This window comes from Nocardioides sp. Arc9.136 (assembly GCF_030506255.1).
Classification (GTDB): Bacteria; Actinomycetota; Actinomycetes; order Propionibacteriales; family Nocardioidaceae; genus Nocardioides.
In genome coordinates, this window is the sequence record NZ_CP113431.1 from 2,957,408 (window position 1) to 2,979,480 (window position 22,073).

23 protein-coding genes are annotated in these 22,073 nt (G+C 73.0%); 8 read left to right on the forward strand and 15 right to left on the reverse strand.

What is annotated here, in order from left to right; translation table 11 throughout:
* Positions 1–9: 9 nt before the first annotated feature.
* Entirely contained in the window at positions 10–1,698 is a 1,689-nt protein-coding gene (leuA, locus tag OSR43_RS14360; RefSeq protein ID WP_302271686.1) for a 2-isopropylmalate synthase, read from the reverse strand.
* Between the two features lie 292 nt (positions 1,699–1,990).
* Here leuA and OSR43_RS14365 point away from each other — a divergent pair, with 292 nt between their 5' ends.
* Positions 1,991–2,476 carry a flavodoxin family protein gene (locus OSR43_RS14365; RefSeq protein ID WP_302267288.1) on the forward strand — a complete coding sequence of 162 codons (486 nt, stop codon included), beginning with the start codon at positions 1,991–1,993 and terminating at the stop codon, positions 2,474–2,476.
* A 16-nt stretch (positions 2,477–2,492) separates the two neighbouring features.
* On the opposite strand, the gene OSR43_RS14370 is transcribed toward OSR43_RS14365, so the two are convergent.
* Positions 2,493–4,400, reverse strand: coding sequence for a SpoIIE family protein phosphatase (locus OSR43_RS14370; protein ID WP_302267290.1), 1,908 nt, complete (start codon positions 4,398–4,400; stop codon positions 2,493–2,495).
* 259 nt (positions 4,401–4,659) lie between these two features.
* Between OSR43_RS14370 and OSR43_RS14375 the strand changes: the two genes are divergently transcribed.
* Genes OSR43_RS14375 through OSR43_RS14385 form a run of 3 tightly spaced genes read left to right on the forward strand, consistent with a single transcriptional unit; the run spans position 4,660 to position 7,104 of the window.
* Positions 4,660–5,445, forward strand: coding sequence for a sigma-70 family RNA polymerase sigma factor (locus tag OSR43_RS14375; RefSeq protein ID WP_302267291.1), 786 nt, complete (start codon positions 4,660–4,662; stop codon positions 5,443–5,445).
* Positions 5,446–5,476: 31 nt separating this feature from the next.
* Positions 5,477–6,265 (forward strand): septum formation family protein, encoded by a 789-nt coding sequence (locus OSR43_RS14380; protein ID WP_302267292.1) that lies wholly within the window; start codon positions 5,477–5,479, stop codon positions 6,263–6,265.
* A complete protein-coding gene (locus OSR43_RS14385; RefSeq protein ID WP_302267293.1) occupies positions 6,265–7,104 on the forward strand; it encodes a septum formation family protein in 840 nt (279 codons plus the stop codon). The genes OSR43_RS14380 and OSR43_RS14385 overlap by 1 nt, the downstream gene beginning before the upstream one ends.
* A 284-nt stretch (positions 7,105–7,388) precedes the next feature.
* On the opposite strand, the gene era is transcribed toward OSR43_RS14385, so the two are convergent.
* The 9 genes from era to OSR43_RS14430 are packed head-to-tail and all read right to left on the reverse strand — an operon-like array spanning position 7,389 to position 15,633.
* Positions 7,389–8,321, reverse strand: coding sequence for a GTPase Era (gene era / locus OSR43_RS14390; protein WP_302267294.1), 933 nt, complete (start codon positions 8,319–8,321; stop codon positions 7,389–7,391).
* The gene (locus OSR43_RS14395) at positions 8,314–9,123 is read right to left on the reverse strand and encodes a siderophore-interacting protein (RefSeq protein ID WP_302267296.1); all 810 of its coding nucleotides are present in this window, start codon (positions 9,121–9,123) and stop codon (positions 8,314–8,316) included. The genes era and OSR43_RS14395 overlap by 8 nt, the downstream gene beginning before the upstream one ends.
* A 13-nt stretch (positions 9,124–9,136) precedes the next feature.
* Positions 9,137–10,405 carry a class I SAM-dependent methyltransferase gene (locus tag OSR43_RS14400; protein ID WP_367891497.1) on the reverse strand — a complete coding sequence of 423 codons (1,269 nt, stop codon included), beginning with the start codon at positions 10,403–10,405 and terminating at the stop codon, positions 9,137–9,139.
* Complete coding sequence (locus OSR43_RS14405; RefSeq protein WP_302267297.1) at positions 10,402–11,760, reverse strand: FAD-binding oxidoreductase; 1,359 nt, start codon at positions 11,758–11,760, stop codon at positions 10,402–10,404. The genes OSR43_RS14400 and OSR43_RS14405 overlap by 4 nt, the downstream gene beginning before the upstream one ends.
* Positions 11,761–11,816: 56 nt before the next feature.
* On the reverse strand, positions 11,817–12,515 hold the full coding sequence (locus OSR43_RS14410) for a DUF6226 family protein (protein ID WP_302267298.1): 699 nt from the start codon (positions 12,513–12,515) through the stop codon (positions 11,817–11,819).
* Between the two features lie 4 nt (positions 12,516–12,519).
* A complete protein-coding gene (locus OSR43_RS14415; protein ID WP_302267299.1) occupies positions 12,520–12,873 on the reverse strand; it encodes a cytidine deaminase in 354 nt (117 codons plus the stop codon).
* Positions 12,870–14,189, reverse strand: a complete 1,320-nt coding sequence (locus tag OSR43_RS14420; protein ID WP_302267300.1) for a hemolysin family protein — start codon at positions 14,187–14,189, stop codon at positions 12,870–12,872. Before OSR43_RS14420 ends, OSR43_RS14415 begins: the two co-directional genes overlap by 4 nt.
* Positions 14,174–14,623 carry an rRNA maturation RNase YbeY gene (gene ybeY / locus OSR43_RS14425; protein WP_302267301.1) on the reverse strand — a complete coding sequence of 150 codons (450 nt, stop codon included), beginning with the start codon at positions 14,621–14,623 and terminating at the stop codon, positions 14,174–14,176. Before ybeY ends, OSR43_RS14420 begins: the two co-directional genes overlap by 16 nt.
* Positions 14,620–15,633, reverse strand: coding sequence for a PhoH family protein (locus OSR43_RS14430; RefSeq protein WP_302267302.1), 1,014 nt, complete (start codon positions 15,631–15,633; stop codon positions 14,620–14,622). The genes ybeY and OSR43_RS14430 overlap by 4 nt, the downstream gene beginning before the upstream one ends.
* A 122-nt stretch (positions 15,634–15,755) precedes the next feature.
* Here OSR43_RS14430 and OSR43_RS14435 point away from each other — a divergent pair, with 122 nt between their 5' ends.
* The 3 genes from OSR43_RS14435 (at position 15,756) to OSR43_RS14445 (ending at position 17,588) form a co-directional block, all read left to right on the forward strand.
* Positions 15,756–16,052, forward strand: a complete 297-nt coding sequence (locus OSR43_RS14435) for a hypothetical protein (protein WP_302267303.1) — start codon at positions 15,756–15,758, stop codon at positions 16,050–16,052.
* Between the two features lie 268 nt (positions 16,053–16,320).
* The gene (locus OSR43_RS14440; protein ID WP_302267304.1) at positions 16,321–16,845 is read left to right on the forward strand and encodes a hypothetical protein; all 525 of its coding nucleotides are present in this window, start codon (positions 16,321–16,323) and stop codon (positions 16,843–16,845) included.
* Between the two features lie 314 nt (positions 16,846–17,159).
* Positions 17,160–17,588 carry a hypothetical protein gene (locus OSR43_RS14445; protein WP_302267305.1) on the forward strand — a complete coding sequence of 143 codons (429 nt, stop codon included), beginning with the start codon at positions 17,160–17,162 and terminating at the stop codon, positions 17,586–17,588.
* A 29-nt stretch (positions 17,589–17,617) separates the two neighbouring features.
* Here OSR43_RS14445 and OSR43_RS14450 read toward each other — a convergent pair whose 3' ends face one another.
* Entirely contained in the window at positions 17,618–17,962 is a 345-nt protein-coding gene (locus OSR43_RS14450) for an HIT domain-containing protein (RefSeq protein WP_302267306.1), read from the reverse strand.
* A 69-nt stretch (positions 17,963–18,031) separates the two neighbouring features.
* Here OSR43_RS14450 and OSR43_RS14455 point away from each other — a divergent pair, with 69 nt between their 5' ends.
* Entirely contained in the window at positions 18,032–18,967 is a 936-nt protein-coding gene (locus OSR43_RS14455) for a Gmad2 immunoglobulin-like domain-containing protein (protein ID WP_302267307.1), read from the forward strand.
* Positions 18,968–18,974: 7 nt separating this feature from the next.
* Here OSR43_RS14455 and OSR43_RS14460 read toward each other — a convergent pair whose 3' ends face one another.
* From OSR43_RS14460 to hrcA, 3 genes are read right to left on the reverse strand one after another with little or no spacing between them, the layout of a single operon-like run.
* A complete protein-coding gene (locus OSR43_RS14460; RefSeq protein WP_302267308.1) occupies positions 18,975–19,715 on the reverse strand; it encodes a 16S rRNA (uracil(1498)-N(3))-methyltransferase in 741 nt (246 codons plus the stop codon).
* Positions 19,715–20,887: a molecular chaperone DnaJ gene (gene dnaJ / locus OSR43_RS14465; protein WP_302267309.1), complete on the reverse strand. Its 1,173-nt coding sequence runs from the start codon at positions 20,885–20,887 to the stop codon at positions 19,715–19,717. The genes OSR43_RS14460 and dnaJ overlap by 1 nt, the downstream gene beginning before the upstream one ends.
* A 52-nt stretch (positions 20,888–20,939) precedes the next feature.
* Positions 20,940–21,974 (reverse strand): heat-inducible transcriptional repressor HrcA, encoded by a 1,035-nt coding sequence (gene hrcA / locus OSR43_RS14470; protein ID WP_302267310.1) that lies wholly within the window; start codon positions 21,972–21,974, stop codon positions 20,940–20,942.
* Positions 21,975–22,073 lie beyond the last annotated feature (99 nt).

Genomic DNA, 22,073 nt, shown 5'->3' on the forward strand with positions numbered 1-22,073 from the left:
TCGGCCGGCTCAGGCGCGGTTGACGGCGCTGGTGACGGCCTTCAGGGAGGCGGTGACGATGTTGTGGTCGACGCCGATGCCCCAGAGCACCTGGTCGCCCACGGCGCACTCGACGTACGCCGCGGCGTAGGCGTCGCCGCCGGCGGAGAGGGCGTGCTCGGCGTAGTCCAGGACGCGGACGTCCCAGCCACGCTCCTGGGCCAGCCCGAGGCCGTTGACGACCTCGACGAACGCCGCGATGGGACCGTTGCCGGTGCCCTCGAGCGTGCGCCGCTCGCCCTCGACCTGCACCTCGATGGTGAGCCGGTCCTTCTCACCCGCGGCCGAGGAGCTGTGCACCGTCTCGAGCCGCAGCGGGGTCTCGCGGGTGAGGTACTCGGCCTGGAAGACCTCCCAGATCGCCTCGGCGGTCATCTCGCCGCCCTCGGCGTCGGTGCGCTCCTGGATGACCCGGCTGAACTCGATCTGCGCGCGGCGCGGCAGGTCGAGCTTGTGCTCGTTCTTCAGCACGTAGGCCACGCCGCCCTTGCCGGACTGGCTGTTGACCCGGATGACGGCCTCGTAGGAGCGCCCGACGTCGTGCGGGTCGATCGGCAGGTACGGCGCCTCCCACGGCAGCTGCTCGACCGGGACGCCCTGCTCGGAGGCCTGGCGCTCGAGGTCCTCCAGCCCCTTCTTGATCGCGTCCTGGTGGGACCCGGAGAACGCCGTGTAGACCAGGTCGCCGGCGTAGGGGTGCCGCGGGTGCACCGGCAGCTGGGTGCAGTACTCGACCGTGCGGCGCACCTCGTCGATGTCGCTGAAGTCGATCTGCGGGTCGATGCCCTGGCTGAACAGGTTCATGCCGAGGGTCACCAGGCACACGTTGCCGGTCCGCTCGCCGTGCCCGAACAGGCAGCCCTCGACGCGGTCGGCGCCGGCCATCATCGCCAGCTCGGTGGCGGCGACCGCGGTGCCGCGGTCGTTGTGCGGGTGCAGCGAGATGACGGTGTGCTCACGCCGGGTCAGCTGGCGGGAGAACCACTCGATCTGGTCGGCGTAGACGTTGGGCGTCGCCATCTCGACGGTCGCCGGCAGGTTGAGGATGATCTCGCGACCGTCCTCGGGCTGCCACACGTCGGTGACCGCCTCGCACACCTCGGCCGAGAACGGCAGCTCGGTCGCGGTGAAGATTTCGGGGCTGTACTCGTAGCCGATCACCGTGGCGTCGAGGTAGCTCTCGATGTTCTTCATCACCGCGTTGGTGCCGCGGACCGCGATGTCCTTGATCTCGTCGGTGCTCGCGCGGAACACCACGCGGCGGAAGAGCGGCGCGACCGCGTTGTAGAGGTGGATGTTGGCGCGCGGCACCCCGACCAGCGACTGCACGCTGCGCTCGATCAGGTCCTCGCGGGCCTGGGTCAGCACCGAGATCGTGACGTCGTCGGGGATCCGGTCGCCCTCGATCAGCTGGCGGACGAAGGAGTAGTCGGTCTCCGAGGCAGCCGGGAAGCCGACCTCGATCTCCTTGTAGCCCATCTTCACGAGCAGGTCGAACATCTGCATCTTGCGCGCAGGGCTCATCGGGTCGATCAGGGCCTGGTTGCCGTCGCGCAGGTCGGTGGAGAGCCAGCGCGGCGCCTGGGTGATCGTCTGCGAGGGCCAGGTGCGGTCGGGCAGGTCGACCGGCGGGAAGGCACGGTAGCGCTCGAACGGCATCCCGCTCGGCTTCTGGTGCGCCGCCTGGTGGACGGTGCGGCGGGGCTGGGTGGGCTGGACGGGCTCGGTGGTCATGGGGATCCTCGGCTGTCTGCTGGGTGGGGCCTGGTGGGGCCCAGGGGCGCCGGCCGCGCGAGCACTCCGCAGCGAGGGGGTCCGGCTGGGCTCAGACCTCGCTGCGGCAGCGAAGGAGGAGGTGCTGACGCATCATGACCCCGCCACCCTAGCCGACCTGCTCCGGCGCTCGCGGCGCCGGTCACGATCTGGGCAGCCGGCCAGGCATGCTGGGGAGGTGCCGACCCTCCTCATCGTCCACCACGCGCCGACCCCGGGCGTCCGTGCACTCGCGGACGCGGTCGTGGCCGGCGCGCACGACGACGCGATCGAGGGCGTGGACGTCGTGGTGCGAGCCGCCCTCGAGGCGACGGCCGCCGACGTCCTGGGCGCGGACGGCTACCTGCTCGGCACGCCGGCGAACTTCGGGTACATGTCGGGCGCGCTCAAGCACTTCTTCGACACGATCTTCCTCGAGGCCGGCGGAGCGTTGACCGACGACGGCGGCGCCGCCGCGAGCGCCGGCGAGGCCAAGCCGTTCGGGCTGTGGGTGCACGGCCGCTACGACACCACGGGCGCGGTGCGGTCGGTCCTCTCGATCGTCGGGGCACTCCCCTGGCGCCAGTCCGCGGCGGTCCTCGAGGTCCTCGGCGACGTGGGCGGGGCGGAGCGGGACGCGGCGTACGAGCTCGGCGGCACGGTGGCGGCGCTGCTCGACGGGTGAGCGGCGCCCGCCCCGATCAGCTGGTCGTGTAGGGCAGCCGGACCATCTCGAGCACGTGCTGGGCCGGCGAGCCGAGGGGCGCCACCAGGTGGAGCACACCGAGCCCCGGACCGCTGACCGGTGCGATCGCCTCGTAGAGGACCTGCACCCCCGCGCTGGCCAGGAGCGTCACCGCCGACATGTCGACGACCAGGTCCGAGGTGCCGCCGTACGACGCGTGGGCGAGCCGGCGGCGCAGCTCGTCGGTGCAGCGGTGGTCCACGGTGCCGGTGAGCAGCAGGACGCCCGGACGCTCCTCGATCGTGAGCGGCTCGCGGGCCGCGGCACGCGACCCGGACGCGGTCAGCATGCCGACCGAGCGGGTGGGGCGCAGCCGCAGCCGCGCGGTCGTGCCCTGCTCGCCGTGCTCGATCTCGAACTCGTCGGTGAAGCCGCGGGCCATGGCCAGGCCCCGCCCGCGGCTCCCGGGAGCGCCGGGGACGCGCCAGGTGCCGTTGTCCCGGACGGTCACCTCGACGTAGCCCTCGTCGTCGAGGTGGGCGACCAGCTCGACGACCGCCTCGGTCCGCCGGGTGGCGGCGGAGTAGGCGTGCTCGCAGGCGTTGGTGACCACCTCGCCGACGGCGTGCTGCAGCGCGACCTCGTCAAGCGGTCCGACCTGCAGCTCGTCGAGCCACTCGGCCAGCTCGGCGCGGACGACGCGGGGCGTGTCCGGCATGGCGGGGTAGGTGAGCTCGAGGTCGGGCATCGGCTCGACCAGCTCGGCCGCGAGCACCGTGACGTCGTCGGCGACCCCGGTCGAGCCGGCCAGCCGCTCGATGGACTCCCGGCAGATCCGCTCCGGGACCCGCTCGTCGATCCGCTCCAGGTCGGGGCCGGCGAGGACGGCCTCGCGGACGACCTCGGCCAGGTCGACGGTGCACTGGGCCACCGTGCGGCCGGGGCGCTCGACGATGCCGTCGCTGTACATCACCAGGACGTCGCCCTCCTCGAGCTGGTGCTCGGCCAGGTCGAACGGGAGCCCGGACGCGAGCGGTCCGGCGCCGGAGGACGGGAGGAAAGTGGTCTCGCCGCTCGGGCTGACCACCATCGGCGGCGGGTGCCCGGCGGTGCAGTAGACGAGCTCGCCGGTCTGCGGGTCCAGCACGGCCGCGCAGACGGTGGCCGCGCGCGCCGGCGGCACGCGGCGGGCGCGTGAGTCGAGCAGCTCCAGCGCGGCCTCGATGTCGCCGTCGAGGCGCGCGCGCTCCTCGAACAGGGCCCGCAGCTCGCCCATGGCGACCGAGGCGCGCACGCCGTGGCCGACCACGTCGCCCACGGCGAGCACCAAGCGGCCGTCCTCCAAAGCGACGGCGTCGAACCAGTCGCCGCCGGCGACCGTGCCCTCGTCGGCGAGGAGGTAGCGGGCGGCCAGCCGGACGCCCCGCGGGATCGGCACGCCGCCGGGGAGCAGCGCGTCCTGGAGCGCGACGAGGGTCTGGTCGGGGCCGGCCGGCGCTGCGGGCGCGGCCGGGCGCGAGGGGGCGGAAGGGGCAGGGCGGGCGGGGCCGGCGAGCGCCTGGGCGACCACGCCGCGGACGACGCCGTCGGGGTCGCGCCACGGCGCGACGCCGACCACGAGCGGGCCGGCGCCGCCCGGCTCGACCTCGCCGACGCGCGGCTCACCGGTCTCGTGGACCGCACGGACCAGGGCGAGCAGGTCTCCGGTCACCGGACCCACCGGCGACCCGGCGGCCGAGCCGGCGGCCAGCGCGGAGACGTCGTCACCGCCGAGCAACGCACGCCCGGCCTCGTTGACCTCGGCGAGCCGGAGGTCAGGGCCTTCGAAGAGGGCGAGGAGTCCCGGGGCCTGCTGGAAGGCGGCCGACCGGCCGGAGTCGAACGACCCGTCCATGGCGTCCCTTCGCTGGTGCTGCTCGCTCATGGCCCTCCTGTGCCCAATCAGCGGGCTGGGTCACCCCCGCGACGGTGGCAATCCTCACAGGTCTCGGAGCGCTCGACCCTCGGTTCCCCCGATCGCCTGCGTCACACCGGTCACAGCGGCGCCGCCGCGCGTCCGACAAGGGTGAGATCGCCCACCTTTCACCCGGGGGGATGAGGTACGGCACCTGGGGCGGAGGGTTCTGTGGAGACGTACCCGCTGACGGCGGCACGAGCTCCTCCACCTCGGGACGGACCGAACCATGACGTCTGCTCACCACACCACCCGCCTGCCCCGCGCCGAGCGCGCCGCCCGCACCGAGGCGCTCCTCGAGCGGCTCCGGGACTGCGCCGACGAGGACCGTCGTGAGGACCTCCGCCGGGAGCTGGTGATGGTCAACCGTGGCGTCGCCGAGGCGGTGGCCAAGCGCTACCGCGGCCGGGGCCTCGCCGACGACGACCTGGCCCAGGTCGCCTACCTCGGCCTGACCAAGGCCGTGACCCGGTTCGACCCCGACCGCGGCCACGACCTGCTCACCTTCGCGGTGCCGACCATCCGCGGCGAGATCACCCGCCACTTCCGCGACCACGGCTGGGCGGTGCGGCCGCCGCGGCGGGTCCAAGAGCTGCAGAGCCGGTTCAACCGGACCGTCGACGACCTCCACCAGGAGCTCGGCCGGGAGCCGACCGACAGCGACATCCGCGAGGCGCTGGGCCTGAGCCGTGAGGAGTACGACGAGGTGGCCGGCGCGTGGGGCTGCTTCGCGCCCCGGTCGCTGGACCAGCCCGTGGGCAGCGACGAGGGTGCCGCGCTGATGGACCTGCTGCCCGAGGAGGGCGTCGACGACCCGCACGCGGTCAGCGAGGCACGCGTCGCGCTGGCGCCGGTCGTGCGGTCGCTCGGCGAGCGCGACCAGCGGATCCTCTACCTGCGCTTCTTCGAGGACCGCAGCCAGGCCGAGATCGGCGCGGACCTCGGCGTCAGCCAGGTCCAGGTGTCCCGCCTGCTGGGCAAGATCCTCGACCGGATGCGTGCGGAGCTCGCCTGAGGGCCCACCGGTCGCGGGTAGCATCCGGCGCGTGCGCCTGCTCCCCGCCCTGCTGCTCCCGCTGGTCCTGCTGGCCGGCTGCGGCGAGCTCCAGGGTGGCGACACCGACCCCGACCAGGTCGACTCCGTCGAGGCGCCGGCGCTCGGCGCGTGCCGGGTGCTCGGCCCCGACGACGTGGCCCAGGCCAGCAACGCCACCCGCACGGTGGAGTGCTCGGAGCGGCACACCGCCCAGACCTTCGCGGTCGGTGACCTGCCGGAGGACCTGCACGACGCGGCGTACGACTCCGAGGAGCTCGGCGCCTTCGCCTACGAGACCTGCTCGACGGGCTTCCAGAAGCTGCTGGGCGCCGACGAGAGCCTCGTGATGCGCACCGTCGTGAGCTGGGCCTGGTTCCGGCCCTCCGAGGATGCCTGGGACGACGGGGCGCGCTGGTACCGCTGCGACGTCGTCGGCGGCGGCGAGCAGAGCACCGAGTACGTCGCGCTGCCCGAGACCGCGGAGGGTCTGCTCATGGGCCGCCCGCAGGACAAGTGGATGGTGTGCGCGGTCGGCCCCTCCGTCGACGCCGGCACCAAGGTGCCGTGCTCGGCGAAGCACGACTGGCGCGCGGTGACGACCATCAAGGTCGGCGACAAGGGCGACGAGTACCCCGGGGACCGGATCGTCGAGGTCACCACGCGCGACTACTGCTCGGAGTCGGTGGGCGCCTGGCTGGGCTACCCCGTGGAGTACGACTTCGGCTACACCTGGTTCCACGAGGCCGACTGGCAGGCCGGCAACCGCCGCTCGGTGTGCTGGGCCCGGACCCCGGACTGATGCGTCGGCGCGGCGCCGCCGTCGTCCTCGGCCTGGTCCTGCTCGGGCCGGCCGCGCTCGCCGGCTGCTCCTCCGAGCCCGACGAGCAGCCGGACCGCTCCCCCTCGTCGTCGGCCGCCACGTCGGCCCCGCCCGCGTCCGCGGCGCCCCTGCGCGAGCCGCGGGACCGGGCCTGCTACCGGATGGCGTACGCCGAGGCGGTCGCGCCGACCACCGCGGCGCCCAGGGTGCCGTGCTCGGAGCCGCACACCTCCACGACGTACGCCGTCGGCGAGCTCGACACCGTCGTCGGCGGCCACCTGCTGGCCGTCGACTCCGAGCGGGTCCAGCAGCAGGTCGCGGCAGAGTGCCCCCGCCGGCTCGGGTCCTTCGTCGGCGGCGACCGCACGGCGCTGCGGCTGAGCATGCTGCGGTCGGTGTGGTTCACCCCGACCGTGGAGGAGTCCGACGCGGGGGCGGACTGGTTCCGCTGCGACGTCGTCGCGCTCGCCGGCCCCGAGCGGCTCGCGCCGCTCACCGGGCGGGTCGCCGGCGTCCTCGACCGGCCCGCGGCGGCGCAGCGGTGGGCGATGTGCGGCACCGCCGGTCCGGACGCGCGGGACTTCCGGCGGGTGCTGTGCTCGGCCCCGCACGCCTGGCGCGCGGTCTCGGTCGTCGACCTCGGCACCGGGCGCTACCCGGGCGCAGGGCCGGCCCGCGCGGCCGGCCAGGGCCCGTGCGAGGACGCCGGCCGCGCGGCCGCCGCGGACCCGCTCAGCTTCGAGTGGGGCTACGAGTGGCCGACCGCCGAGCAGTGGGACGCCGGGATGACCTTCGGCCGCTGCTGGGCGCCGGACTGACTGAGCAGCCGCCCGCGAGGAACGAGCGGGCGGCGTCGCGAAGGAAGGTCGAGCGAGCCCCGCGACCGAGGCACGAGGTCGCGACGGGCGTGTCGAGACCCGGTGAGAGGCCTGAGGGAACGAGCGGGCGGCGTCGCGAAGGAGGGTCGAGCGAGCCCCGCGACCGAGGGACGAGGTCGCGACGGGCGTGTCGAGACCCGGTGAGGCGCCTACGGCAGTGGGTATGTCAACCGGTCTCGACGACGGTCGGCGCTGGCGCGCCTCCCTGCTCGACCAGCGGGTGGTCAGAAGCCGAGCTTGCGCAGCTGGCGCGGGTCCCGCTGCCAGTCCTTGGCGATCTTGACGTGCAGGTCGAGGTAGACCGGCGTGCCGAGGAGCGCCTCGATCTGCTTGCGGGAGTCGGTGCCGATCTTGCGCAGCCGGGACCCCTTGTGGCCGATGATGATGCCCTTCTGGGAGTCGCGCTCGACGTACACGTTGGCGTGGATGTCGAGCAGCGGCTTGTCCTCGGGCCGGTCCTCGCGCAGGCCCATCTCCTCGACGACCACCGCGATGGAGTGCGGGAGCTCGTCGCGGACGTCCTCCAGTGCCGCCTCGCGGATCAGCTCCGCGACGAGGATCTCCTCCGGGGCGTCGCTGAGGTCGCCGTCGGGGTAGAGCTGCGGGCCCTCGGGCAGCAGTCCGATGAGCAGGTCCGCGAGCAGCTCGACCTGGTCGCCGGCCTGCGCCGAGACGGGGACGATCTCGGCCCACTCGGTGCCGGTCTCGGCGCCGAGCGCCTGGATGTCGAGCAGGTGCTGGCCGACCTGCTCGGGGGTGGCGAGGTCGGTCTTGGTCGCGATCGCGACCTTCTTCGTCCGCTTGACCTTGGCCATCTCGTTGACGATGAACCGGTCGCCGGGCCCGATCTTCTCGTTCGCCGGGAAGCACGCCGCGACGACGTCGACCTCGGCCAGCGTAGTCTTCACGAGGTCGTTGAGCCGCTCGCCGAGCAGCGTGCGCGGGCGGTGCAGCCCGGGGGTGTCGACCAGCACCAGCTGGGCGTCGGGCCGGTGCACGATGCCGCGCACCACGGTGCGGGTCGTCTGCGGCTTGGAGCTGGTGATCACGACCTTCGCGCCCACCAGCGCGTTGGTCAGCGTCGACTTCCCCGCGTTGGGCCGGCCGACGAACGACGCGAAGCCGCTGCGGTGCTCGGGGGTCTGCTGCTCAGCCATCGGAGGCCCTGTCTGTCGCTGCGGCTGAGTCGTAGTCGGCCCAGATCTGGTCGTCGCTCTTGCCGGCGGCCTTCCCGGCCCGCCACACCGGGCCCGGGTCGACGGCGCGTGGCTGGCGCTTCGCGTTCGCGCGCCAGTAGCCCATGACGTCGTACGCCGTGCTCGGCAGCCGCCGGTCGTGCATCAGGTGCTTGCGCACCGCCCGCATCTGGGCGGACTCCCCCGCCATCCAGAAGTAGCCCTCGCCCGCGGGCCAGTCGATCGCCTCGACGGCCGCGGCGAGGCGGCTCTCCCCGTCACCCGGCTGCTCCAGCCAGGTCACGTCAGCCCCGGCCGGGAGGTAGCCCGCCAGCTCGTCGGCGGCCGGCACCTCCGCCCAGACGCGCGTGGGCACGTCGACGGACTCCCGGATCCGCGCCATCGCCGGCAGCGCGGTCAGGTCGCCCACGAGCAGCAGCCAGGCGGCGTCGTCGGGCATGGCGAAGGAGCCCTTCGGCTCGGTCACCGTCACGGTCTCGCCGACCACGTCGCGGCGGGCCCACTCGGTGACCAGGCCGACCTCGTGCACGACGACGTCCAGCGCGAGCTCGCCACCCGCGCCGGCGGTGGGGTCCCACGACCGGACGGTGTAGTACCGGCTCTGGAACTGCCCGGGCACCACCAGCCCCACCCACTCGTCCGGCACGCCGGTCGAGGTGAAGCCGGTGAGCCCGGACCCGCCGAGCACGAGCCGCACGAGGTGGTGGGAGACCTGGGTACGGCTCACGACCTGCGCGGAGTGCTGCTGGGCCCGGGTGCTCACCGGGTCAGGCTAGTCACCACGTCGGACGCAGCGGGAATCCGTCGGAGCCGTCCTCGGTGGTGTTGACCGCCAGCACCTGGTGGAGCTGGATCTCGTTGCGCTCGAAGGCCAGCCGCGAGCCGGCCATGTAGAGGCCCCACACCCGGGCGGTGCCCTCGCCGACCTCGGCGACGCACGCGTCCCAGTTCTCGGCCAGGTTGCGGCACCAGTCACGCAGGGTCATCGCGTAGTGGAGCCGCAGGTTCTCCTCGTGCATGACCTCGAGGCCGGCGTCCTGCGCGGTCGTGATGATCGTGCCCGAGCCGGTCAGCTCCCCGTCGGGGAAGACGTAGCGGTCGATGAACGCGCCGGTGCTCGCCGGGCGGTTGTGCGGCCGGGTGATGCAGTGGTTGAGCAGCCGCCCCTCGGGCTTGAGGTGGTCGCGCAGGAAGCCGAAGTACGCCGGGTAGTTGCGCACCCCGATGTGCTCGGTGAGGCCGATCGAGCTGATCGCGTCGAAGTCGGACTCGAGCACGTCGCGGTAGTCGGAGTGCCGGACCTCGACCAGGTCGCCGACGCCGGCCTCGTCGATGGCGTTCTTCGCCCACGACGCCTGCTCGCGCGACAGGGTGACGCCGAGCGCCTTCACGCCGTACTCCTTGGCGGCGTGGATGACCATGCCGCCCCAGCCGCAGCCGACGTCCAGCAGGCGCTGGCCGGGCTGGAGGTCGAGCTTGCGGGCGACCAGGTCGAACTTCTCGGCCTGCGCCTGCTCCAGCGACGCCGACTCGTCGGGGAAGACCGCGCACGTGTAGGCCATCGACGGGCCGAGCACGTGGCGGTAGAAGGCGTTGGAGACGTCGTAGTGGTGGCTGATGACCTCCGCGTCGCGGGAGAGCGAGTGCCGCACGCCCTCGACCACCCGGCGCCAGCGCGGCAGGTGCTCCTGCGGCGGGGGCGGCGGGGGCTTGAGGTGGTTGATGCCGAGCCCACGGACGAGCCGGACCGCCTCGGCGGCACTCGGCTTGCGGAAGCGCAGGTGGTTCATGAGCAGGGTCATCGCGTCGTAGGGGTCGCCGGGGTGCACGCCGTGCACCTCGAGGTCGCCCGAGACGTAGGCGCGCGCCATGCCGAGGTCGCCCGGCGCGGTCATGATGTAGGCCAGCCCGCGGGGGTTCTTCAGCTCCAGGCGGATGTCGGCGTCGGCGGGGCCGGCGGCCGACCCGTCGTACGCCTCGAACCGCACCGGCATCCCGTCACGGAGCAGCGACGCCACCACGTCGCCGATCGAGATCGAGGTCACCGTCTCCTCACCACCTTGTCGTAGAGGCTCGTCAGCCTGTTGTCGGGGTCGTACGTGCTCTTGATCGTCGCGAGGTGCTCGCCGGCGTAGAGCCGGTCGAAGGTCTCGCGGTCGTAGAAGGCCTCGGAGTAGAGCGACTTGTGGCCGCCCAGCTCGTGCACCTCCTCCTCGATGGCCCGGTTGAGCGGACCCTCGGGTGCCTCGGGGCCCACGTGCACCGTTCCCCAGAAACCCGCGTTGACGTACGTCGCGCCGGCCTCGAGGGGGTAGGTGGACCAGTCGCGCTTGGCGACGAGGGGGCACAGCCACACCGGGCGCATGCCGACGGCCTCGTCGAACCACGACAGGAAGTCCGCGAGGCGCCCGACCGGCACCTCGACGTCCTGGATGACGCGCTCGCGCTGGGGGCGACCGGCCCGGCGGTCGAGCCGGTCGACCACGCCGTAGCGCCGCTCGAGCGCCACGAGCCGGTGGTAGACGTCCGACCGGCGCCAGCGGCGCGGCCACACCCGGCGCACGACCGGGTGCTGCGCGCCGAACGCCCCCGAGCACCAGAACCAGTCGGTGTCCCAGCGCCACAGGTAGTCGTAGGTCGTCAGCAGGTCGGTCTCCCGCTGCTGGATGCTGCGGTAGAAGACGTCCTGGCCGGTGTAGTCGCTGGTCGGCCCGGGCTCCTCCTGCCACGTCGCCAGGGTCAGGTAGAGCTCGTCGGGCGAGAACGCCACGCCGTCGAGGCCGTCGACCCGGACGCCGTCGTGCTCGCGGGTCGCCACGATGTCCTCGACCGCCGCGGCCAGGGCTGCGGCGTCGTCGAAGCGAACGTGGCGCAGCGCCACGTAGGACGGCACCGGCTCGAGCTCGATCCGCAGCCGGGTGGCGTAGCCGAGCGAGCCGTAGGAGTTCGGGAAGGCGTCGAACAACTCGTCTCCGGGCCGCGCGGTGACCACCTCGCCCGCGCCGGTGAACACGTCCATCTCGAGCACCGACTCGTGCGGCAGGCCGTTGCGGAAGCTCGTGGACTCGATGCCGAGACCGGTCACCGCGCCGCCCAGCGTGATCGTGCGCAGCTGCGGCACGACGTAGGGCGTCAGCCCGTGCGGCAGGGTGGCGTCGACCAGGTCCTCGTAGGTGCACATGCCCTGCACGTCGGCCGTGCGGGCGACGGGGTCGACGGCGATGACGCCGGTGAGGCCGCTGACGTCCAGGCCGGGGCCGGTCGTGGTGGCGCGCGGCCGGAAGAGGTTCGAGGTCTGCTTGGCCAGCCGCACCGGGGCACCGGCCGGGATCGCGGCGTACGACGCGCGCAGCCGGTCGACCGCCTCGGCGTGCTGCTGCCAGGCGTTGACGGTTGTCACGGGCAACAAGTTACTCCGGTGCGCGGGCGTTCTGCGCGAGGGTCCTTCGGCCCGGGTCAGGCGGTGGCGGGCGTCACGACGGCCGCCTCGGGCCCGTCGGGCGCGAACCAGGACCGGCCGGAGGTGCTGGGGTACGGCGACGTGCCGGCCCGGGCGCGCTCGACCTCGGCGACGTAGTCGTCGGGGATGCTGAAGCCGCTCGCCGAGCAGCCGTTCGGGTCGCTGGTCGCGTGCGACCCGCCGGGAAGCTCGACCCGCACGAACCCGCCGCGGACGACGTGCAGGACGTGCTCGTCGAGCTCGGTGAGGTAGCCCGCCGAGCCCTCGTCGCAGGCGTCGCAGCCGCAGTCGGGCACGACGGTGACGAGCACCGGGGGCTCGGCCGCCCACAGCTCGGCGACGGTCTCGGTGACGCCGTCCATGCTGCGCAGGCCGACCAGGAGCGGCAGCGCGCCGGCACGCACGGGCCGCAGCCACCAGGATCGCTCCAGGGGCGTCGTCGGGTGGCAGGCGAGCACCGCTGGCTCGGCCACCTCCTCGACGCGCGCCAGCCGTGCCGCGACGAGGACCTCGGTCCAGGCACGGGCCCGGGCGGCCAGGATGCGGTACTTGGCGGGGTCCAGCAGCCGGGAGTACTCCTCCTCGGCCGGCGACTCCGCGCCCGGGTGCGGGTCGTCCCAGGGCGGGGTGCCCGCGCCGAGGACCGCGAACCGTGCCTCGACCGCGGCTAGCAGCGCCTGCTCCTCGGCGGTCACGGGCTCAGGTCGTGGCGGTCGCGAGGAGCGTCCCGCGGGGGTCGCCCCGGTGGACGACCACGCCCGCGCCGCCGAGGTCGCGCAGCGCCCCGAGGTCCCCCTCGGCCACCGCGTCGGCGTCGGTGAGGACGACGGCGGCCTCGAGCCCGGTGGCGCCCGAGGCGACGGCCATGGCGACGCACACGCCGAGCGCGGAGACCTGCAGGGAGGGCAGGTCGACGGTCGCCGCGGCGTACGTGCGGCCGTCCGCGTCGCGCACGGCGGCGCCCTCCGCGGCGCTGGTGCGGGCCCGGGTGGCCCGGGCGAGGGTCACCAGCTTGCGGTCCTCCGCGCTGGGCTGGTCGGTGGGGTCGCTCACTCGTCCTCCGGGGTGTCCTCGTCGGGATCGGCGTCGCTGACCTGCAGGATCCGGACGGTCGCGACCTTGTTGCGACGGCCCGACGGCCCCTCTGCCTCGAAACGCAGACCGTGCGCCACCACGACCGAGCCGGGGATCGGCACCCGGCCCAGGTGCTTGGCCATCAGGCCGCCGACGCTGTCGACGTCCTCCTCCTCGACGTCGAAGCCGAAGAGCTCGTCGAGGTCGTCGACGGGGTAGCGCGAGGAGACCCGCCAGCCCTCGGCGCCCTCGAGCCGCTCGGTCTCGACCTGCTCCTCGTCGTACTCGTCGGTGATCTCCCCGACGATCTCCTCGAGCAGGTCCTCGATCGTGATGATGCCGGCGGTGCCGCCGTACTCGTCGACGACGACCGCGATGTGCTGGCGGTTGGCCTGCATCTCCGAGAGCAGCGCGTCGACCGGCTTGGACTCCGGAACCCAGGAGACCGGGCGCATGACCTCGTCGATGCGCTGGGTGAACTCCACCTCGGGTGCCTCGAAGTCGCGGCGGACGACGTCCTTGAGGTAGGCGAAGCCGACGATGTTGTCGAGGTTCTCGTCGATGACCGGCACCCGGGAGAACCCGGAGCGCAGGAAGAGCGAGAGCGTCTGGCGCAGGTTCTTGTGGCGCTCGACGTAGACCACGTCGTTGCGCGGCACCATGACCTCGCGGGCGGTCGTGTCACCGAGCTCGAAGACCGAGTGGATCATCCGCCGCTCCCCCGACTCGATGACCGCGGAGGCCTCGGCGAGGTCGACCAGCTCGCGCAGCTCGGTCTCGGTGGAGAACGGCCCCTCGCGGAAGCCGCGGCCCGGCGTCAGCGCGTTGCCGACGACGATCAGCAGCCGCGGCAGCGGGCCGAGCACCCGGCTGACCGCCATCAGCGGGCCGGCCGAGAAGAGCGCGACGGTCTCGGAGTGCTGGCGGCCCAGGGTGCGGGGTGCCACGCCGATGACGACGAAGCTCACGACCAGCATCACGCCGATGGTGATGAGCACGCTGGCCCACCACGCGCCGTCGAGCCCGTCGTCGATCTGCAGGGTGACCAGCACGATCGCGGCGACCTCGCACAGCATGCGCAGGAAGAGCGCGGTGTTGAGGTAGCGGACCGGGTCGTCGAGCAGGGCCAGCAGCCGCTTGGCGCCGGCGCGCTCCTCCCCCACCAGCTCCTCGGCGCGGGCGCGCGAGAACGCGCTGATGCCGGCGTCGACGGCGGAGAAGAGTCCCGCGAGCACGACCAGGCCGGCCGCCGTGACCAGCAGCCAGAGGTCCTCGGCGTTCACCGGGAGCGCCACTCCTTCAGGATCTCGTCCTGCAGGCCGAACATCTCCCGGTGCTCCTCGGGCTCGGCGTGGTCGTAGCCGAGCAGGTGCAGGATGCCGTGCACGGTGAGCAGCTCGATCTCGGCGGCCTTGCCGTGACCGGCGGTCTCCCCCTGCTTCTCGGCGATCTCCGGGCAGAGCACGAGGTCACCGAGGACGCCCTCCTCGGGCTCCTCGTCGACCAGGCCGGGGCGCAGCTCGTCCATCGGGAAGGCGAGGACGTCGGTCGGCCCCTCCTTCTCCATCCACTGCTCGTTGAGCTCGGCGATGGTGGCCTCGTCGACCGCCTTGATGCACAGCTCGGCCATGGGGTGGACGCGCATCCGGTCCATCACGAACCGGCTGAGGTCGGCCAGCCACCGCACGTCCAGCTCGTGGCCGGACTCGTCGAGGACCTCGATGCTCACCGGCTCGCGTCCTTGGCCCGCTGCTCGCTGGTGCGCTCCCGCTCGGCGTCGAACTCGTCGTACGCCGCCACGATCTTGCCGACCAGGCGGTGCCGGACGACGTCGTGGCTGGAGAGGCGGTTGAAGGAGATGTCCTCGACCCCGTCGAGGATGCCCTCGACGATCCGCAGCCCGGACCGGACCCCGCCGGGGAGGTCGGTCTGGGTGATGTCGCCGGTGACGACGACCTTGGAGCCGAAGCCGAGGCGGGTGAGGAACATCTTCATCTGCTCGGGCGTGGTGTTCTGCGCCTCGTCGAGGATGATGAAGGAGTCGTTGAGCGTGCGGCCGCGCATGTACGCCAGCGGCGCCACCTCGATCGTCCCGGCGGCCAGCAGCTTCGGGATCGTCTCGGGGTCCATCATGTCGTGCAGCGCGTCGTAGAGCGGCCGCAGGTACGGGTCGATCTTCTCGCTCAGCGTGCCCGGCAGGAAGCCGAGGTGCTCGCCGGCCTCGACGGCCGGGCGGGTGAGGATGATCCGGTTGACGTTCTTGCTCTGCAGGGCCTGCACGGCCTTGGCCATGGCGAGGTAGGTCTTGCCCGTGCCCGCCGGGCCGATGCCGAACGTGATCGTGTGCTTGTCGATGGAGTCGACGTAGCGCTTCTGGTTCAGCGTCTTCGGGCGGATCGACCGGCCGCGGTTGCTGAGGATGTTGAGGCTCAGCACGTCCGCCGGGCGCTCGGTCGTCTCGGCGCGCAGCATCGCCAGCACGCGCTCGACGGTCTCGCCCGTGACGCCCTGGCCGGTGCGGATGATCGTCACCAGCTCGTCGAGCAGCCGCTCGGCCAGCGCGACCTCGCCCGGCTCGCCGTACAGGGTGATCCGGTTGCCGCGGACGTGCACGTCCGCGTCGAAGGCCTGCTCGATCAGCGCGAGGTGCTCGTCGCCGGGACCGAGGAGGCTCACCATGTTGATGCTGTTCGGGACCACGACGGTGTGCCGCGTGGTGTGGGTCTGGCTGTCAGTCATGGATGCCCGGTCCGGGCGGCCTTTCGTCGACGGTGGGTGCCTGGCCATGCTACGGGAGCGGCTCGGCGCTCCCCAGCGAGATCTGTGCACTGGTTCTGTGCACCGGGCGTAGCGTCGAGGGCGTGCCCCCTGTTCCCGTCGACCCGCGTGACCTCGGCGACGACGCCGAGGGCCACGGCGACGGGCACGACGACGACCACGACGACGACACCCCGCCGTACTGGGAGGCCGGCCTGCACCTCCCGCCGGACGCCCGCCGCATGGGCCTGACCCACCACGTCCCCGACGGCGCGCTGCTGGACTTCGCCAGCCGGCTCGACTCCTCCAACCGCCGGCACCGGATCACCGCCTGGGTGATGCTCGTCGTCTTCGGCCTGCCCGTGGTGTTCGCCGTGGTGCGGGTGCTTCAGCTGTTCTGAGGCTGCCGTGCGGGTCTCGGGCCGCCGTAATCGTTCAATTGCGCGGTTGCGACGGGTTGGAAGCGCTTCCAGGCGTCGCAATCGCTCAATTGCGCGATTCTGGTCGTCGAGGTTGTGGCAGGTGGGACGGTCGTGACAGGCGTTCCGAGAGCCTCCGTCGCTCCCGTCCACAAGGCGGTTCCGGACGGTCGCCAGCGCACCGGAACGTGGTTATCGTCCGTTTCGGGCGCCTCGGTCTGGGCGCTGCTGTCTCGGGAAGGACCACGTCATGCCGCACCGACTCCCCGCCGCCCTCGCGCTGTCCGTCGCGCTCGTGCTCTCCGGGTGCTCGGACGACCCGGAGCCCAAGGTCGCGCCGGAACCGTCGGCATTGAACTCCCCTGCAACTGCATCACCTTCAGGACATGCGTCCGGGCTAGGACCGGAGGGTGTGGTCCGCGCCTGGGTGGAGGCTCGCAACGAGGCGCTAGAGGAAGGCAATACAACCGCCGTCCGGAAGCTCAGCTCACCGTCTTGCAAGACCTGCGAGGACTTGCTGCGGCCGATTAAGACAGTTCACGCCGAGGGAGGCGAGTTCGATACGCCCGGGTGGCGAGTAGCTGGCACGAATATCAAGCGAGAGGGTCGCGGCCAGATCGAGATCGACACCGCCCTGATCTACGCCAGCGGCAGCACTACACCGTCGGCCGGCGCCGAGCCGGTGCGGTATGGAGAGGAGAAGCACATAGCAGTCTTCCGACTGGTGCGTGCAGATGAGATCTGGCTGGTGGATTTCATCGGGTACTTGTCATGACTCGGATGGCGATGGCGCTTCTGTTTATGGTCACTGGACTCTTCGTCGCCGCGGACCCGGCCTACGCGGGCTGCGGCTACGTCGAAGAGGTCGTCCTTGTTCAGGGCATGGCGACGGTTAGCAGCCACTACGTCTGCACGTCGAATCCACCCACTGCAAGTTCGGCAGGTGAGCCGGATGGGCCATTGCCTCCACGTGATTCCGACCTGGACGCCGTTTGCGTTCGATCGGCTATCAGTATCGGCCTCGACCCGTTCGAGTTCTGCGCGGCACCCGGCGATCAAGCCAACCCAACACCTCAACTAACCCCCGGAATGGTCGCCGCCGCCTTCCGCCGCCTGCCGCTCCCACCGGCGACGCTGCAGGTGCAACCCGCGAACGGCCGCACGCTCGTCAACTTCGCCACGAACTTCTGGACCGAGCGCGGGGAGCTGACGCGGAGCGTCAGCCTGCTGGGGCGGCGGGTCGACCTGCGGATCTGGCCGACGAGCTACACGTGGAGCTTCGGGGACGGGACGACCAGCACGACGAGCGAGCCGGGTGCGCCGTACCCCGACCTCCAGGTGACCCACGACTACCGGCGGGCGGGGCGGGTGGCGCCGAGCGTGGACACGACGTACGCCGCAGAGTTCAGCGTCGACAGCGGGCCGTGGCAGCCGGTGAGCGGCACGGTGACCATCCCGGGGGCGCCGGTCGGGCTGCGGGTGCTGACGGCGACGCCGACCCTGGTCGGCTACCGGTAGCGCCCGGCAGCGCTCCGCCGACGGAACGCTCAGCCAGGGGGCCAGGTCATCGACCGGCCGGCAAGCACGTGCAGGTGGGTGTGGAAGACCGTCTGCCCGACACCGGCGCCGGTGTTGTAGACGAGCCGGTAGTCCTCGTGCCCCTCGGCCGTGGCGATCGCCGCCGCCGCCGTCACCAGCTCCGCGGAGGCGACCGGGTCGCCGGCGGCCAGGGCCGCGGCGTTCGCGTAGTGGTCCCGGGGCACGACCAGCACGTGGGTCGGCGCCTGGGGGTTGATGTCGCGGAAGGCGACGGTGCGCTCGGTGACGTGCACGACCTCGGCCGGCACCTCCTCGGCGACGATCTTGCAGAACAGGCAGTCCGCATCGCTCATGCACGCAACCTAGCGCCGACCCGCGCGCGTCTCACCGGCACGACGGCCCCCGACCGGGAGGATGACCCCATGGACGCCCGCCTGCGGATCACCGCCCTGCTGACCACCTCCGCCCTCGCACTCACCCTCGCGGCGTGCGGCGAGGACGACACCGCCACGGACGACCCCACGCCCGCGGGCGGCACGAGCGCCGCCTCGGAGGAGCCCAGCGCCAGCGCGACGCCGACCGCGAGCGCGAGCGCGAGCGCGAGCCCCACGGAGGGTGACGGCGGCAGCGGGAGCGACGGCGGCCCGGAGACCACCGTGCCGGTCTACTTCGCCGGCGAGACGCCGCAGGGCGTGCGCCTCTACCGCGAGTTCCGCCGCGTCAGCGGGGACCCGCTGACCGAGGCCGCCGAGCTGCTCACCACCGGCGACGCGCTGGACCCCGACTACCGGTCGCTGTGGCCCGAGGGCACGTTCGGCTCCGTGTCGGTCCAGGACGGCGCGTTCGTCGCGCAGGTCGACGACGACTCCTGGTCCGCGCGCGGCGGGCTCTCCGCGAACGGCGCGCGCCTGGCCGCCCAGCAGCTCGTCTACACCCTCCAGGGCGTCGAGCAACAGCGCCTGCCCGTGCGCGTGGTCGACGGCAGCGGCACGCCCGTGGCGCTGTTCGGCATCGACGGGGACATCACCCAGGCGGCGCCGCTGGAGGTCCTCGCGCTGGTCAGCGTCAGCGGCCCCGAGGAGGGCGCGACGGTCGGCGACACGTTCACCGCCGCGGGCGTCGCGTCGTCGTTCGAGGCGACCGTCCCGTGGCAGGTGCGCGACGGCGGCGGGGAGGTCGTGCTCGACGGGTTCGCGACCGCCGAGGGCTGGATGGACAAGCTCTACCCCTGGGAGAGCGAGGTCGACGTGTCGCGCCTCGACCCGGGCACCTACACCTTCGTCGCGATGACCGACGACCCCTCCGGCGGCGAGGGCGGCGGGCCGACCGAGGACAGCAAGACGATCGTCGTGGGGTAGCGGGGGCTCAGCCCCAGCGCGAGGTCCGCGACAGGAGCGCGGCGACGGCGGCGACGCCGGCGGTGGAGGTGCGCAGGACCTCGGCGCCCATCCGCACCGAGGAGGCGCCGGCCGCGGTGAAGACCGCGACCTCCTCCTCGGTCAGCCCACCCTCCGGGCCGACCACGACGACGATCGAGCCGTCGTTCGGCACCCGGAGCGCGGCGAGCGGCACGGCGGCCTCCTCGTGCAGCACGACGGCGAGCGAGGCGTCGGCGACCAGGCGCACGACCTCCGCCGTCGAGGCGAGCTCGGCGACCTCGGGGAACCACGAGCGCCGGGCCTGCTTGGCCGCCTCACGGGCGGTCGAGCGCCACTTGGTCAACGACTTCGCGGCGCGCTCGCCCTTCCAGACCGCCACCGAGCGCGAGGCCGCCCACGGCACGATCGTCGTCGCCCCGATCTCGGTGAGCACCTCGACCGCCAGCTCGCCGCGCTCCCCCTTGGGCAGCGCCTGGACCACGACCACCGACGGCGACGGCGCCTCGACGCGGCGCACGTCGCTCACCCGCACGTCCAGGACGCGCTTGCCGGTCGAGGCGACCTCGCCGGTGACCGACGTGCCGGAGCCGTCGGTGAGGACCAGCGGCTCCCCCACCCGCATCCGGCGCACGGCGACGGCGTGGTGCGCCTCGTCGCCCTCGACCGTCACGGTGGCCCCGGCGCCGACCCCGGCCAGCGTCGGGACGAGGTGGACCGGGAGCGACATCAGTGACCGTCGAAGGCGTCGCGCAGCCGCCCGAAGAACGACTTCGATCCGGGCTTGACCTGGCCGGTCGGGGTCTCCTCGCCACGGATCGCGGCCAGCTCGCGCAGCAGCTCCTCCTGGCGGGGGTCGAGCCGCTGCGGGGTCTCCACCGCGACCGAGACGACGAGGTCGCCGCGACCGCCGCGCAGCCCGGGCACGCCGCGACCGCGCAGCACCTGCTCGGTGCCCGACTGGGTCCCGGCCGGGATCTCGAGGGCGAACTCGGTCTCCACCCCGGAGTCGGCGCCCTGCTCGACGTCGGCCTCGAGCGTGGGCAGCGTCAGCGAGGTGCCGAGCGCGGCGGCGGTCATCGGGACGGTGACGGTGCAGTGCAGGTCGTTGCCGTGCCGGGTGAAGACGGGGTGCGCCGCGACCTGGATCTCGACGTACAGGTCGCCGGCGGGGCCGCCGCCGGGGCCGACCTCGCCCTGCTCGGCCAGCTGGACGCGGGTGCCGGTGTCGACGCCGGCGGGGATCTTGACCGTCAGGGTGCGGCGCGAGCGGACGCGGCCGTCACCGGAGCACTCCCGGCACGGCTCGGGGATGATCGTGCCGAAGCCGCGGCAGGCCGCGCACGGGCGCAGCGTGCGGATCTCGCCGAGGAACGAGCGCTGGACCTGGGCGACCTCGCCCTGGCCGCGGCAGGTCTCGCAGGGCACGGGGTGGCTGCCCGGCGCGGCACCGTCGCCGTGGCAGGTGGTGCAGAGCACCGCGGTGTCGACCTTGATCTCGCGGGTCACGCCGAACGCCGCCTCGGCGAGGTCGACCTCGAGCCGGATCAGCGCGTCCTGGCCGCGGCGCACGCGGGGCCGCGGGCCCCGCCCGCCGCCCGCGCCGCCGGGCTGGCCGCCGAAGAAGGCGTCCATGATGTCGGTGAACGAGAAGCCCGCCCCCTGGCCGAAGCCCGCCGCGCCGCCGCCGAACGGGTCGCCGCCGCGGTCGTACGCCGCACGCTTCTGCGGGTCCGAGAGCACCTCGTAGGCGGTGGAGACCTCCTTGAACCGCTCCTGCGCGTCCGGGTCGGGGTTGACGTCGGGGTGGTACTGCCGAGCCAGCCGCCGGTAGGCCTTCTTGATCGCGGTGTCGTCCGCGTCGCGGTCGACTCCGAGCAGCTCGTAGAGGTCCTGGCTCAACTGGGTTCCTTCGGTGATCGAGGTGAGAGAGGTACGCCGCGACGCGGGGCGGTCAGCCCTCGTCGAGGATGCGGGAGACGTAGCGGGCGACGGCGCGCACCGCGGACATCGTGCCCGGGTAGTCCATGCGGGTCGGGCCGACGATGCCCAACGTGGCGAGCGCCTCGTCGCGGGGGCCGTAGCCGGTGGCGACGACGCTCGTGGAGGCGAACTGCTCGTAGGGGCCCTCCGCGCCGATGCGCACCGTGACGGCGCCACCGGTCGTGGCCTCGCCGAGCAGGCGGAGCAGCACGACGTGCTCCTCGAGCGCCTCGAGGAGCGGCCGGACCGCGGAGTCGAAGGAGTCGCCGTACCGCGCGAGGTTGGCGGCACCGCCGACGGCGATCCGCTCGTCGGAGCGGTGGTCCTCCATCGCGTCGGCGAGGGTCTCGACGACCGCGCGGGTCACGCCGTCGTCGCGGTCGGGGGCGTCCCCGGGGACCTCCGGCACCGCCTCGCGAAGGCGGCGCACGGCGTCGGAGATCACCTCGCCGGTCGCGGCGTGGTTGACCCGCGAACGGAGGTCGGCGAGGGCTTCCTCGGACAGCTCGGCGGGCAGCTCGACCAGCCGCTGCTCGACGCGACCGGTGCTGAGGATGAGCACGACGAGGAGACGGTTCGGCGTGAGGGCGACGAGCTCGACGTGGCGCACCGTCGAGCGCGAGAGCGTGGGGTACTGGACCACGGCGACCTGGCGGGTCAGCTGGGAGAGCAGCCGCACCGAGCGGGTCACGACGTCGTCGAGGTCGACCGCCCCGTCGAGGAAGGAGGCGATGGCGCGCTTCTCCGCGCCGGTCATCGGCTTGACGGTGCTCAACCGGTCGACGAAGAGCCGGTAGCCCTTGTCCGTCGGCACCCGGCCGGCACTGGTGTGCGGCTGGGTGATGTAGCCCTCGTCCTCGAGGACGGCCATGTCGTTGCGGACCGTGGCGGGCGAGACGCCCAGCCCGTGGCGCTCGACCAGGGCCTTGGAGCCGACCGGCTCCTCGGTGGCCACGTAGTCCTCGACGATGGCCCGCAGCACGGCGAGCCTGCGGTCCTCCTGCACGTCGCCTCCCTACCTCTGGCACTCGTCACGACTGAGTGCCAACTGTAGCGCGCCGCGGTACCGCCTCGGGTCTCGCCGACCGAGACGTCGCCTTCCCCG